This window comes from Serratia sp. SCBI (genome assembly GCF_000747565.1).
GTDB lineage: Bacteria > Pseudomonadota > Gammaproteobacteria > Enterobacterales > Enterobacteriaceae > Serratia > Serratia ureilytica.
On record NZ_CP003424.1, the window covers coordinates 2,514,733 to 2,528,026 of the forward strand.

General features: G+C 61.5%; 10 protein-coding genes and 1 pseudogene. 4 read left to right on the forward strand and 7 right to left on the reverse strand.

Annotation, left to right across the window (positions count from 1 at the left end):
- Nucleotides 1–81 precede the first annotated feature (81 nt).
- On the reverse strand, nt 82–1,305 hold the full coding sequence (locus SERRSCBI_RS11730; RefSeq protein WP_033650360.1) for an FAD-dependent oxidoreductase: 1,224 nt from the start codon (nt 1,303–1,305) through the stop codon (nt 82–84).
- A complete protein-coding gene (locus tag SERRSCBI_RS11735; RefSeq protein WP_042784543.1) occupies nt 1,295–2,698 on the reverse strand; it encodes an NAD(P)/FAD-dependent oxidoreductase in 1,404 nt (467 codons plus the stop codon). The genes SERRSCBI_RS11730 and SERRSCBI_RS11735 overlap by 11 nt, the downstream gene beginning before the upstream one ends.
- Nucleotides 2,699–2,956: 258 nt before the next feature.
- Here SERRSCBI_RS11735 and SERRSCBI_RS11740 point away from each other — a divergent pair, with 258 nt between their 5' ends.
- The 3 genes from SERRSCBI_RS11740 to SERRSCBI_RS11750 all read left to right on the forward strand — a co-directional run bounded on the left by SERRSCBI_RS11740 (nt 2,957) and on the right by SERRSCBI_RS11750 (nt 6,099).
- The gene (locus SERRSCBI_RS11740; protein ID WP_042784544.1) at nt 2,957–4,417 is read left to right on the forward strand and encodes a glycerol kinase; all 1,461 of its coding nucleotides are present in this window, start codon (nt 2,957–2,959) and stop codon (nt 4,415–4,417) included.
- Entirely contained in the window at nt 4,410–5,642 is a 1,233-nt protein-coding gene (gene eutH, locus SERRSCBI_RS11745) for an ethanolamine utilization protein EutH (protein WP_042784546.1), read from the forward strand. The genes SERRSCBI_RS11740 and eutH overlap by 8 nt, the downstream gene beginning before the upstream one ends.
- 100 nt (nt 5,643–5,742) lie before the next feature.
- Entirely contained in the window at nt 5,743–6,099 is a 357-nt protein-coding gene (locus SERRSCBI_RS11750) for a DUF1937 family protein (RefSeq protein ID WP_042784548.1), read from the forward strand.
- Between the two features lie 38 nt (nt 6,100–6,137).
- Here SERRSCBI_RS11750 and SERRSCBI_RS11755 read toward each other — a convergent pair whose 3' ends face one another.
- Entirely contained in the window at nt 6,138–8,063 is a 1,926-nt protein-coding gene (locus SERRSCBI_RS11755; protein WP_042784549.1) for a DUF3857 domain-containing protein, read from the reverse strand.
- Between the two features lie 122 nt (nt 8,064–8,185).
- Nucleotides 8,186–8,755: a helix-turn-helix domain-containing protein gene (locus SERRSCBI_RS11760; RefSeq protein WP_042784551.1), complete on the reverse strand. Its 570-nt coding sequence runs from the start codon at nt 8,753–8,755 to the stop codon at nt 8,186–8,188.
- Between the two features lie 129 nt (nt 8,756–8,884).
- Between SERRSCBI_RS11760 and SERRSCBI_RS11765 the strand changes: the two genes are divergently transcribed.
- Nucleotides 8,885–9,781 carry a DMT family transporter gene (locus tag SERRSCBI_RS11765; protein WP_042784553.1) on the forward strand — a complete coding sequence of 299 codons (897 nt, stop codon included), beginning with the start codon at nt 8,885–8,887 and terminating at the stop codon, nt 9,779–9,781.
- 160 nt (nt 9,782–9,941) lie between these two features.
- Here the strand turns inward: SERRSCBI_RS11765 and SERRSCBI_RS11770 are convergent.
- The 3 genes and pseudogenes from SERRSCBI_RS11770 to SERRSCBI_RS11785 all read right to left on the reverse strand — a co-directional run bounded on the left by SERRSCBI_RS11770 (nt 9,942) and on the right by SERRSCBI_RS11785 (nt 13,270).
- Nucleotides 9,942–11,187 (reverse strand): annotated as a pseudogene (locus SERRSCBI_RS11770) (IS3 family transposase).
- 109 nt (nt 11,188–11,296) lie between these two features.
- The gene (locus SERRSCBI_RS11780; RefSeq protein WP_033643140.1) at nt 11,297–11,902 is read right to left on the reverse strand and encodes a nitroreductase family protein; all 606 of its coding nucleotides are present in this window, start codon (nt 11,900–11,902) and stop codon (nt 11,297–11,299) included.
- Between the two features lie 69 nt (nt 11,903–11,971).
- Entirely contained in the window at nt 11,972–13,270 is a 1,299-nt protein-coding gene (locus SERRSCBI_RS11785) for a cytochrome c (protein WP_042784558.1), read from the reverse strand.
- Between the last annotated feature and the right edge of the window lie 24 nt (nt 13,271–13,294).

Here is a 13,294-nt window from a genome sequence, read left to right on the forward strand (position 1 = left end):
ACTGCCTCCGCCGAGACTTGCGGCGTTAACTGACGGAATACTACGGGTTTCAGGGCGTTAGACGCAAGCCGTTGCCGTCGTTCATCCTGCGGATTCGATGCTGATGTGCAGCGCATCACGCTCAGCCTCGGCCGGCAAGACGATATTGCGCAGCAGGATCCGCCGTTCAGGCAGGCAACGATGCGTTTTGCGGTACAGCACTTTCTCTCCCAGCCGTACCACCACCGAACCGGACACCGCCTGTTCCACGCGCATATTGATCGTGACCGTGGCGGGATTGCCGATCAGCGCCACACGGGCGGGCGCAGTCAGGCGTATCCGTTCGTCGTGCCGCACCGGCAGGATTTGCCGCGCCGGCGGCAGCGTGCGCTGCAGCGAATGGGCAACGGCCTCGCCGACGCGCAGCCCTTCCTGATAACACTGGTCGCCCATGTCCGCCGGGTGCAACATGTTGCCGACGGCGAAATAGGCGGCATCGGAACAGCGGCCGAACTGATCGGTCAACGGACAGCCGCTGTCCGGCCGCTGCGCCAGGTGGCTCTGGCGGATCAGCGTATACTCCCCGGTGAAGCGGCCGGTGAAGATCAGGCTGTCGCAGGCGATGCGCCGTTTCTCCCCCTGGCGATTTTCCACTTCTATGGATTCAACCCGATCGCGGCCGGCAATATCGGTCACGCGCGAATAGTAGTGGATCGGCACTCCCATCAGACGCGCATAGAGCGCGCTCAGACGCCAGGCGACGGGTCTGCCGCCGCTTTCAATCATGGCGACGGCGCGCACGCCGGCGTTACGCAGCGTCCACAGCGCGGAGAAACTGACCAGCTCGGTGCCGATCACCACCGGCGCCTTGCCCGGCTGCAGCCCGCGCAGATAGACGAACTGCTGCAGCGCACCGGCGGTGAGTACGCCCTGCGGCCGCAGCCCGCTCACCAGACGCGGATGGCGCGGCGTCTCGCGCACGCCGGTCGCCAGGATCACCCGCTGCGCTTTCAACGTGCTGACGCCGCGGCAGTCCGTGATGGTCAGCTCGCCGTCCGGCTTGATGGCGAGCACCGTCACGCCGGTACGGATCTCCACCTGCCCGGCGCGCGCCAGTATTTTATCGACATAGGTGGATCCCAGCATCGGCCTATAAAACGTTTGCAGCCCAAAGGTGGGGTGCCGACAGTGTCTCGGCACGCCGCCCGCCTGCCGTTCCCGTTCCAGGATCACCACATCCTCGATCCCCGCTTGCCGCAGCGCGGTCGCCGCCGCGATCCCCGCCGGCCCGGCGCCGACAATCGCCACCTGATACTCAGTTTTCATCAATGCTCCCTACGGCCAGCGTTTGGCCAAAACGATCGCCTACCATTTCCGCCACCCGGCTGCTGCAATAAAAGCCGTTGCAGCGCCCCATCATCACGCGCGTGCGGCGCCGCAGCCCGCCGATGCACTCCGGCGGCACGGCGGAATCGAACGCCGCCTCGATCTCCCGCTGGGTCACCAGCTCGCAGTGGCAAACGATGCCGCCGTTGTCCGGGCGCGCGTAATCGCGCAGCGCGTAGTCGGCAAGCATCGGCATTTGCGGCCAATACACGGTCTCCGGCGTTTTTGGCGTGAAGCACGGCGTAAAGTGGTCGCGATAGAGCTGTTCCACATATTGCGCGATGCCCAGCGCCGCCGTCAGGCCGGTGGAGCGAATGCCCGCCACGCAGATCCACTGCCGATCGGGATAGTGCTGAATGCGGTAGTGTTTCTGCTCGGTGGCCGGACGCAAGCCGGCATAGCTGGCGGTCACGCTGTAATTCGCCAGCGAGGGCAGCAGCCGGGTGCCCTGTTCGATCAGCTCGCGCATTTTGGTTTCGTCCACCGTCGCCGTCTCGCGATCCTGCTGTTCTTCGGCGGTCGGCCCGAGCAGCAAATTGCCGAAGATGGTTTTCGACAGCAGCACCCCTTTGGTGATCGCCGTCGGCACCGGCAGGATAATGGCGTTGACCTGCCCGGCGGCGGCCTTGTCGAACACCAGGAACTGCCCTTTGCGCGGGCGAATTTCAAACTCGGGCTGATGGCAGAAACTTTCTACCCGGTCGCCCTGATTGCCGGCGCAGTTGATGACGATTTTGCCGTGAAACTCGCCCCGGTTGCTGGTTAGCCGCCAGCCGGTCGGCAAGCGTTCGGCGCCGGTCACCTCGGTATTGAAGCGATAGTCGCCGCCGTGTTTAACGCCCTGCGTCAGATAAGCCAGCGGCGTGCTCCAGGGATCGATCACGCTCTCCCCCGGCACCTCTACCGCCGCCAACGCGCCGGGCGCCAGCTGCGGCTCACGGCGATACAGCTCGGCGGCGTCGATCTGCGCCACGTCCAGCACGCCGTTGTCGTGCGCCTGTTGCACAATCGCGGGCAGCGCCGCCAACTGCTGCTCGTCCCAAGCCACGACCAGCGCGCCGGTGGGCAACAGCGGCAGATTCATTCGTTCACGGATGGCGATAAATTCCCGGTACCCGGCCTGCATGCAATGCAGTTCCAGGCTGCCGCTGGGCGCATCGAAGCCGGTATGCAGCAGCGCGCTGTTGGCTTTGCTGGCGCCGGACAGGATATCGCCCCCTTTTTCCAACAGCAGCGTACGGGCGCCCATCAGGCAGAATTTGCGGAATACCGCACACCCGACCACACCGCCGCCAATCACGACAATGTCCCAACCCGTTTGTTCTTCCATCATGCTGATGTCCCGTTTTGATGTGATAACCACAATAAAACCACACAATAACCGCATTTGAAATGACAAAAACAACATAACTCCCAAAAAAAAGCCGCAAAAGGCGGTGATAAGCAAAAAGTATGAGGTCGATCACGCGGGGTTATTTTATCTTGTGATTTATGTTGCTTTTGTGTGTGAAATTGAAGATAGATTATTAAAACAGTCACACAACCAACACCAGGCACAATAAAAAAACAAAACCTATAAGAGAGCGAAGCAATGATGAATCAACGTTATGCCGCGATTGATCAGGGGACCACCGGCACCCGGGTCGTGGTGTTCGGCGAAGACGGCAGGCACCATTCACCGGCCAGCATGCCGCACAAGCAGATCACCCCCAATCCGGGCTGGGTGGAACACGACGCCCTGGAGATTTTGGCGAATATCCGCCGCTGTCTCAGCCAGTGCGACATGGTGGATGCCATCGGTTTAGGGCATCAGGGCGAAAGCCTGCTGGCCTGGGACGCCGATAGCGGCCTGCCGCTGTACAACGCCATCGTTTGGCAAGATCAGCGCACCGAGCCGGAGATCCAGCGGCTGAAACGCGAAGGCGTTGAGCCGCTGGTGACGGCGAAAACCGGTCTGCCGCTCGATACCTACTTCTCAGCCAGCAAGATGGGCTGGCTGATGAACAACGCCCCGGGCGCCAGGCAATTGGCGCAACGCGGCCGCCTGCGGCTCGGCACCATGGACGCCTTTTTCCTGTTCCACCTGTGTGGCCGGCATCTCACCGACTATAACTCGGCCTCGCGCACCTCGTTGTTCAACATTCATACCCTGCAGTGGGATGAAGAGCTGTGCCGTTTGTTCGGCGTGCCGATCGACAGCCTGCCCGAGGTCAGAGACAACATCGGTCATTTCGGCGACGTCGCGCTCAACGGCAAACCGGTGCCGCTGACGGCCTGCATCGTCGACCAGTTTGCCGGCACATACGGCCACGGCTGCCATCAACCGGGGCAGATGAAGATCACCTTCGGTACCGGCGCCTTTTTACAGGCGATCACCGGGCCGCGCCCGATCGATGCCGGCGAGTCCGGCCTGTTGCCCACGCTGTGCTGGAAGTTGCCCGACAGCGAGCCGGTGTATGGCCTGGACGGCGGCGTTTATAACGCCGCCTCCGCCATTAACTGGGCGAGAAAGATAGGCCTGTTCAACGATTTCGATGAATTCGGCGACTTCCCCTCTCAGCCGGCCATCGCGCGCGGCCTGGCCTTTGTGCCCGCGCTCTCCGGACTGGCTTGCCCGTACTGGGACCGCTCTGCCGCCGGGATGTGGGCCGGGCTGTCGCTGGAGACCGAGCGCAAGGATCTGCTGCAGTCGATCCTCGAAGGCATCGCCATGCGTTCCGCCGAGGTGATCAACGCCATGGATAAACTGAAACCGATCGGCGACAGCATTTCGGTGGACGGCGGCCTGTCCGCCAACCGCTATTTCACGCAGTTTCTCGCCAACCTGATCCAAAAGCGCATCGTCTCTCCCGCCAATAAGGAGATCACCGCCCAAGGCGTTGCGTTGTTGGCGCGTAAAGGACTGGGGGTGGAACATCCGCTCAAGGTGCTCAACCGCTATGAAGTGACGGAACCCGCCGAGGTCGATATGGCGGGCTGGTTTGCCCGCTATCAGGAAATCATCGCGCGCTCGCGCGGCTTACGTTCATCGCAGGAGGAACACCATGGCTGAGTTCGGTAATTTCATCATCTATATCATCATGGCCGGCACTCTGATCGGTGCGCTGGCGTCGATCGCCAAACCGGAAGGCGAGCTGGGACGCGAATTCGTCAACGGCATTCACGCCATCGGCCCGGTGTTTCTCGCCCAGGCTGGCATCATGGCCGCAATCCCGATCATCTCTTACCTGATCATGTACAGCATCGGCCCCTTCTTCTCGGCGCTCGGCTCCGACGTCTCGATCGCGGCGCTGGCGGTGATCGCCGTGGACATGGGCGGCTATCAGCTGGCCGACGCCATTGCCGCCAACCGCGACATGTGGATCGTCGCCATGTTGGTGGGCTACACCTCGGGTGCCAGCATCGTGTACCTGATCCCGGTCGGGCTTATCATGCTGAACCGCGACGACCATAAATATCTGGCGCTGGGTGCCATGGCAGGCCTGATCAGCATTCCGTTCGCCGTGCTGATCGCCCTGGTGACCATCACCTTCAATAACCTGCCGGTCAGGGAGATTATCTCTACCACCTCACCTGCCGCGCACTATCTGCAGCTGGACTTGCTGCAGGCGCTGCGGCTGCTGTCGCCGCTGTTCGCCCTGTGCTTCCTGCTGGCGTTGGGGCTGAAGCTGCGGCCGGCGGCGATGGTGAAAGGATTCCTGATCTTCGGCAAGGCGGCGGATGCCTTTATCAAGCTGGTGTTGGCGCTGTGCATCATCGAGCATTTTACCGGTGTATTTAAAAAGGTGTTCGGCGGCTGGGTATTCGATCCGTTATTTGCCGACAAAGACGAATTATTCCGCGCTATCGAGATCGCCGGTTATATCGGCATTATGTTGGCGGGCACATTCCCCATTTGTTATTTATTCCAGCGCTATTGCCGCAAGCCGATGCATTTTATCGGTAAAAAACTCGGTTTATCGGATACCGGCGCGCTGGGCTTTATTATGGTATTGGCCAATATCATCGCCGTTTATCACCTGTTCAAAGGCATGCGCGCCCGCGATAAGGTGCTGTGCGTGGCCTTCGGCATCTGCGCACAGGCCACGTTGGGCGATCACCTGGCGTTTACCGCCAACTTCCAACCTTCGCTGGTGTTGCCGATCATGATGGGCAAATTCCTCGGTGGCATGATCGCCGTGCTGATCGCCATAAAAATTTCGGTGCCGGAGGCTGAATTGCTGGAAAAAGAACAGACGCAAAGGCAATCGACGGCCATTGCCGCCGCCGCTCGCTGAATTTATCCCTAAGCCATAAAAAATAAACGGGGCGCGGCCTCACGGGGAAGCTGCGCCCTTTTTTCGTCCCTGACAACAATTATTGAGAGAACAAACGCTAATGAGAAAAATATTTTTAGCCTGCCCCTACAGCCACACCGACGCCAACGTCGTGCAGCAACGCTTTATCGCCTGCAACGACGTCGCCGCCGCTATCGTGCGCGCCGGCAGCGCCGTTTTTAGCCAGGTCAGCATGTCGCATCCGATCAACCAGTGTTTGCAAGAGCTAGACAAAACCGCCATCGGCAAGCTGTGGGCGCCGATCGACGCGCTGTTCATGGCGGCGATGGATGAATTGATCGTGCTCGACTTGCCGGGTTGGCAAGAGAGCGGCGGCATCAAACGCGAGATGGACGCTTTCGCGGCGCGCGGCTGCCGCGTCAGCCTGTGGTCCGAGGTCGCGAGCGAGTTCAACTGAGGCGTGCGCCCCGCCGCTTGGCGCGGCGGGGCAGCGGCCTATTTGCCGTTGGCCAATTCACCGTACACCACCTGGCCGCGGAAACCGCGCCGCACCTGCTGGAACAGCTCGCGGAACGCCGGGTAATCCTGCGCCTGGCACAGCGCTTCCTTGCCGCGAATGGCATTCACCTGCAGGCGGTGATTGGCGGTCACCTGCTGCCCGTCGCGCCGCCACTCGACGCGATAGTCGCCCGCCGCATTGCGGAATTGCCGATCTTTCGGAATGGCGATGATCGGCACGTTGGCCGGCAGCTGCAGACGGTAGGTTTCGTCGTAGCGCTGCGCGGTGCAGTAGAACGGCGTTTCGTTGCCCGGCGCCGCCGTGGTGGTATACAGCGTGCGGAACGATTTGCCGCCGGGCGGGTTGGGCAACGTCATGCCGCCCACCACGCCGAAATCGACGTAGTCGTCCGCCTTGAAGCGGAAGCGATAGCCGAACTGCTTTTTGAGATCCAGCGGATCGCTGTTCATCGCCACTTCGCCGTTGCCGTCGATGCCGGAAGCGGACATGATCGTCGCTTCGGCCTGCGCCCGATTCTGACGGTTGATCTGCGAGAAGTAGCCCCGCAGGTCAATTTCTTCCACTTCGCTCAGCCGGCGCTCGGTCTGTCCGCGCAGATTGCCCGCCTTGTCGAACACGAAATCGACGTTCAGCGCGCTCTTGACCGGCTGCTCATCGCTGCCCGGCGTGCGCGCCAGCCTGGCGTCGCGCGTCAGCAGCACCGGTGCGCCCAAATCGCCCTCCGGCAGTTGCCCGAAACGCGCCCAGGGATTGGTGGAATCGAGGTACAGTTTGAATTCCGGCACGTAGGTGATGGCGTGATTGAAGCGGCCAAGCAGCGGCACTTTAGGCAGGATCGGGCCTTCATCCATGCCGATCAGCACCGGCGAGCTTTCAATGCCTTTGGCGGCGAGCAGCGCCTCCAGGATCACCACGTGATCCTTACAGTCGCCGTAATGGTTATCGAGAATGCTCTGCGCCGAATTCGGCTCCAGCCCACCGTTGCCCAGGTACACCGCCACGTAGCGAATGTTTTGCGCCACCCAGCGATAGAGGGCCTCCGCCTGCTCGCGCCGATCGCTGATACCGGCGGTGATATTGTCCGCCAGCGCCTGAATGCCCGGCGTCACCTTCGCCGCCGCGCCGGCCTTCAGCTGGTAGGCCTTGGCCAACTGCGGCCACTCGCGGTAGGTGCTGGCCATGATGGTCGGGCTGAAGGTCCAGCTGTCCGCCGCCCAGTTTTGCGCCTTCATCGGGGCGCTGCGCGAATAATGCCAGCGCCAGTGCGCCTGGCCGTTGCGGATCTGCGGTTGGTCCCCGCCCTCGACGCCGCGCGTGAAGATATGCATCGGCAGCTTGGCCGGCGCCTGCAGGGTCACTTCGGCGTCGTCGAACTGATCGAAAACGCTGAACGTCTCCCACAGGCCGAAATAGTCAGGGAAATACGGGGTGTTCTGCGTGCGGCGCAGTTCGTACACCACGCGCGAGCCCGGCGCCAGGTTGGAGAACACGATGACGCGCACTTTGCGATCGGCATACAGCGGCGCCGTGGCGCTGGAATAGCTCTCCTGGGTATAGATGCGATCGGGCGCCACATCGTGGCGCTGGCCGTCGGCGGTCAGCGTATAGGCGGCGACCACCTCCAGCGTTTCCATTTTCTCGCTGTAGCTCAGGCGGATCTGGCTGAATTTTTCGACCGCCGCCTTGGTTTTCAGCAGCACTTCGTAGCTTTCCGTCTTCACGTTAGTGGCGTTGGCGTTAACGTGGTAATCCGCGCGATAGCGCACGAAGCTGAAATCGTTGTTGGCCGTGTCGTTCTGGCCCTGATCCGCCGCGGCGGGCGGTGCAGCGGCCAACACGGTGGCCGGGTACGTCGCCGTCAAACCGGCGAGTAACAGTATGGAAGGAATAGCGATTTTCATCTTCGGTCCTTGAAGGGCAACAAACGGCGACGCCGGGCTACGCGCCTGCCCCGGCGTCAAAACAGGCGGGCACACTAATATAATTGAGAATTATTTTCAATAAACGAACCGTCAACGCCGTGCTAGCCCTGCTCGATCAGCATCACAGCGGTGGTCTCCGGCTCCAGGGCCTCGAAAACGTGCTCGCGATCGGCGGAGTAACTGATGTAATCCCCGGCGCTCAGCTCCAGCGGCTGATCCGCCGGCCCGAGGCGCGCCCGTCCACTGCTGATAATCACATGCTCGACGGTGCCCGGCGGATGTGGCCGGGAAAGTTTGATTTCGCCGGGCTGCACCCGCAGCCGGTAAATGTCGCGCTGCGCGCCCGGTGGACAAGTGGCCAGCAACGTGGCGGCGTAGTTGCCCTGCTCTGACACCGCCGCGGTCCCCTCATGAGCGCGGATCACTTGCACCTGCCTGCTGGGTTGCGAAATCAGTCGGCTGACCGGCACATCCAGCGCCATCGCCAACGCCCACAGCGTTTCCAGACTGGGATTACCGCTGCCGGCTTCGAGCTGCGACAACGTGGACTTGGCGATACCCGCGCGCTTCGCCAGTTCGGTGACGGACAGGTTCAATCGCTCCCGCTCACGGCGGATTGCCGCCGACAAGAGGCCGATCGGCGTGATGTTCTGCATTAGGCTCTCGCTCATTGTTCGTTATACCATTCATTTGTTCGACTTGACGAACACCGTCAACCATGTTCATCATAATGTTCGATTGTTCATTTTAATGATTAAGCGACTTCACCACAAGTACGGTCAGGCCGCGAGGGAAACGACATGAAAACGAAAAAGCGCGGCGCAGTGCAAATGATCCTCGCCATGACGATCTCCGGCACCGTCGGTTGGCCGGTGATCGTGTTAGGGCAGTCGCCCGCCACGGTGGTGTTTTGGCGCTGCGCGTTCGGCGCGCTGGCGATGCTGGCCACCTGCGCCGCGCTTGGGCAACTGAAATCAGGCGCCATCAACCGGCGGCAGCTGGCTTTCGCCGTCCTGGGGGGCCTCGCGCTGGTGCTCAACTGGACGCTATTGTTTGCCGCCTATGCGCATGCCTCGATCGCTGTCGCCACCGTGACCTACCATGTTCAACCGTTTATGTTGGTGGCGCTGGGAGCGCTGCTGTTCGGCGAAAAACTGACGGCTAATCGGCTGGGCTGGCTTCTGCTGGCGTTCGCCGGGATGGTGTTGATCGTCACCGGCCGGCAGAGCGGTGGCGGCGATGGCGACTATCTGCTCGGCGTGGCGCTGGCGCTCGGTGCGGCCCTGATGTACCCCCTGGCGGCAGCGATTGTCAAACAGCTGGCCGCGTTGCCGCCGCAGCTCATCGTGTTGATTCAACTGACCGTTGGCGCGCTGGCGATGGCGCCGTTCGCCGGTCTGGCCCACCTTCCCGCAGAACCGCTCGACTGGCTGCTGCTGGCGACCCTCGGCCTGGTGCATACCGGGGTGATGTCCACGTTGCTCTATGGCGCTATCCAGAAAATCCCCACCGCTCTGGTTGGCGCGCTGTCGTTTATCTACCCGGCAGTGGCGATCGTGGTGGACTGGGCGGCGTTCGGGCACCGTCTCAGCCTGTTGCAGCTGCTGGGCACGCTGGCCATTCTCGGCGCGGCCGCGGGCATGAACTTCGGCTGGCGATGGGCGCCCGCCGCGCACCGGGCCGGTAAAATCGGTTAATCCCGCCCGACGAGCAAGCTATGCACAATAAGGCATTCGCCTTGTGTCCGGCGCGGTGTTATTTATTTAAACCGTGTAGGGTAGAAGGAGTGTTCTATGTGGCATCACCGCCTGCAACGGCGCATCCGTTTCAGTTACTGGAACGAACTGTGCGTCATGACTAGTCCTGATATAGGTTGACACTTTTCAGCCGGATAACGCCCGATGAACCTCATCGGGCGTTTTGTATTTCAGCGACAGGTGCGGCCGCCGCGTGTTGTACAAGTTCACCGACTCCCTGACCATCTTTCTTGCCTGCGCGATATCTTCTGGCCTGCCGAGCAGGTATTCCGTTTTGAGTATCCCGTTTATCCGTTCCGCCAGCGCGTTCTGATAACAGTCATACCCGTCCGTCATCGAGCAGGTGATGCCATATCTCTGATGTAACGCCTGATATTCCTGTGAGCAGTACTGGATACCCCTGTCCGAGTGGTGCACCAACGGCAACGCCGTGCGTCTGCCGGCCAGTGCCATTTTGAACGCGCAGGCGACATGCCGGGTATGCAGACTGTCATGCACATGATACCCCACGATTTTTCTCGACCAGGCATCCGTTACCAGGCTGACATACGCCGTCCCTGTTCTCAGCGGCAAGTAGGTGATATCCGCCACCCATACCTGTTCCGGACGGCTGGCTATGACCTGGTTGTCCCCCGCCTTCAGCAGGTTGGGATGACGATAAAAACGATGATGGCTCTGCGTCGTCTTGTGATATGCCCGTTTAGGCATCACCAGTAACCGCGCGCAGCGCAGGATACTGAACAGCCGGTCGCGCCCCACATGCAATGCCGGTTCGGGGCGTTGCCGCAACAGGTGATGCAGCTTACGTGTCCCCAGCCGGGGCTGGTGCAAGCGGATGGCCGTCACCTGTTCGACGAGATGCCGGGTCTGCTCCTCTTTGCCTGCTTCACGCTGCAGGGACTGATACCACGCTTGTCGGCTGATGCCCATCCATCGGCAGGCCCGCGTTACTGTGAGTCCCGGTACTTGTGTTTGCGCGATAAGGCGGTTAGCTGCTTTTTTGTCAGCGTGGCGCCAAAGTCGGTGTTCATCACTTTGACGACAGCCTCGAAGAACTGGGCTTTGACTTCAGATTCAGCCAGTTGCTGCTCAAGTTCTTTAATACGCTGTTCGGGCGTCAGGGGGAGTTTGGGCATATTGTCTCCGCACGTTCTGGTGGAAGGAGAAGTCCGCCAGTCAAGCTGACCGTATTTGCGCAGCCAGTTCATGACGGTTACGTTGCCCTGGATACCATAACGGTCTGTGGCCTGACGGCAAGTCATTTCGCCTTTTTCGACCTGTTCGACGACGGCCAGTTTAAAGGATAGAGAGTAATCGCGTCGTGTGCGTTTAATATACCGGTTCATCACATTTTCCTTTGCGCGTGAGTAAAATGTGTCAACTCTATTCAGGACGGGTCATCATAAAAAAATAAGGGAAGGCGCAAGCCTTCCCTTTTGTCATTCACCGTTCAGCTCAGAAGCGATCGGTTTTCACCACCTCGTCGAACGGCAGCTTGCCGATGCGCGGGTAAGGTTGCCCCGCCGCCTTGCCGATAGCGACCATCAGCGCGATCTGATAATGCGCCGGCTTATTGATAATCTCGCCCACCGCGTCGAAATCAAAACCGTCCATCGGGCAAGAGTCGTAGCCCTGCGCCTTGGCCGCCAGCATCAGCGTCTGGGCGAAGATGCCGCTGCTGCGCATCACTTCGTCGCGCTGCACCTGCGGTTTACCGCGATAATACTGATCGACAGCCGGGATCATGAATTGCTGCACCGGCTCCGCCGCGTCGGCCCAAACGGTTTTTACCTTCGATTCCCAACTCGACAGATCGCCGCACAGCACGACCAGCATCGACGCGTCGGTCACCTGCGCCTGCCCCCACGCCGCCTCGCGAATTTTCTCGCGCTGCGCGCGATCTTCGATCAGCAGCGGGCGCCAGTGCTGCAGGTTAAACGCGCTGGGAGCGCCCTGCAGCGCAATGTTCAACAGCGCTTTTTTCTCTTCGAGCGTCATCACGTGCTGCGTATCGAACTGCTTGGTGGCGCGGCGTTGGCGGATCGCGTCTAACGTATTCATTTTACTGCCTCTGTCCATGTGAAAAGGTCTATTGTCGTCAACGCGGCGCGGCTGTCCAGCCCCAGGCGGCTATTTCTGCGCGGTTTCGGCGCGCAAACGGCTGACCTGCGCCGCCAAGTCCGGCCACGGCGCCTGATCGGCGTAATGCTGCCGCAGGTAGTTGAGCAGGATGGCGATCTGCGCGTCATTCAGGTTATGGCGAAAGCCTGGCATATAGCCCAGCTCGGCGTTCGTCGGCCGCTGTATGCCGTCCAGCACCACGCGAATGGCGTTGTCCGGCGCCTCGGCGAACAGGTTGGTATTCAGCGCCAGAGACGGGCGCACCCCCGCCATCTGCGCGCCTTTTTCCTGCGCATGGCACGCCATGCAGGCGCCGGAAAACAGCCGCGCCCCTTGCGAACTCAGGGGCTCGACCTGGCGCTCCGCCTGAGCGTTCAAAGTTGCCGCCGCGGCCTGCGCCGCCGCTTCCGGATGATAGCTGCGCAGATAGACGGCGATCGCCTGCAGGTCGGCCTGCGGCAAGCGCGACAGCCCTTCTTCGATCACCGGCGCCATCGGGCCGGCGGCGACGCCGTGGTTGGCCGAGTAGCCGGTGCGCATGAAATCGACCAGATCCTGCTGTGACCAGGCGAGCGGCGCGGGCGAGCGGCCGGTCAACGCCGGCGCCGTCCAGCCTTCCGCCACGCCGCCGGCCAGGTGCTCGCCGCCGGTTTTCTCGCCGAACAGCACGTTGCGCGGCGAGTGGCAGGCGCTGCAGTGCCCCAACCCTTCGACCAGGTACGCGCCGCGGTTCCAGTCGGCGCTTTGGGCTGGCTGTTCCGGCAACGCGCCCGGCGTCAGGAACAGCAGGTTCCAGGCGAAGATGCCCTGGCGAATGTTGAACGGAAAGTGCAGATCGGTGGCCGGCGGCCGGTAATTAACCGGCGGCTGCGACATCAGATAGGCATACAGCGCCTGCAGATCGTCGTCGCGGGTGCGGGTAAAGGCGGTATAGGGAAACGCCGGATAGAGATAGCGGCCCTGGCGATCGACGCCGTGGCGCATGGCGCGTTCGAACGCCGCGTAGCTCCAGCTGCCGATGCCGGTTTCCACGTCCGGCGTGATGTTGGTGGTGTAAATGGTGCCGAAGGGGATCTCCATCGCCAACCCACCGGTGTTGCGCTCGCCGCCCGCACGGGTGTGGCACACGGCGCAGTCGCCGAGATCGGCCAACGTTTTGCCACGCGCGATCTGCGCCTCGCTGAAACGGTGGGTCGCATCGGCGGCGAGCGGCGCAATCTCCGGCTGCCAACTGGCGACCACGCCGGCGACCACAACGGCGATCACCGTGACGCCGCCCCACCCGACGATTTTTTTCATCTTACTCATCTTTGCTGTCCTTGTTCGTAACGG

Excerpts from the sequence above, each read along its gene's own strand:
- SERRSCBI_RS11780 (WP_033643140.1), bottom strand. The coding sequence starts at position 11,902 with ATGAATACGTTAGACGCGATCCGCCAACGCCGCGCCACCAAGCAGTTC.
- SERRSCBI_RS11760 (WP_042784551.1), bottom strand. The coding sequence starts at position 8,755 with ATGAGCGAGAGCCTAATGCAGAACATCACGCCGATCGGCCTCTTGTCG.
- SERRSCBI_RS11755 (WP_042784549.1), bottom strand. The coding sequence starts at position 8,063 with ATGAAAATCGCTATTCCTTCCATACTGTTACTCGCCGGTTTGACGGCG.
- SERRSCBI_RS11735 (WP_042784543.1), bottom strand. The coding sequence starts at position 2,698 with ATGATGGAAGAACAAACGGGTTGGGACATTGTCGTGATTGGCGGCGGT.
- SERRSCBI_RS11765 (WP_042784553.1), top strand. The coding sequence starts at position 8,885 with ATGAAAACGAAAAAGCGCGGCGCAGTGCAAATGATCCTCGCCATGACG.
- SERRSCBI_RS11785 (WP_042784558.1), bottom strand. The coding sequence starts at position 13,270 with ATGAGTAAGATGAAAAAAATCGTCGGGTGGGGCGGCGTCACGGTGATC.
- SERRSCBI_RS11740 (WP_042784544.1), top strand. The coding sequence starts at position 2,957 with ATGATGAATCAACGTTATGCCGCGATTGATCAGGGGACCACCGGCACC.
- eutH (WP_042784546.1), top strand. The coding sequence starts at position 4,410 with ATGGCTGAGTTCGGTAATTTCATCATCTATATCATCATGGCCGGCACT.
- SERRSCBI_RS11730 (WP_033650360.1), bottom strand. The coding sequence starts at position 1,305 with ATGAAAACTGAGTATCAGGTGGCGATTGTCGGCGCCGGGCCGGCGGGG.
- SERRSCBI_RS11750 (WP_042784548.1), top strand. The coding sequence starts at position 5,743 with ATGAGAAAAATATTTTTAGCCTGCCCCTACAGCCACACCGACGCCAAC.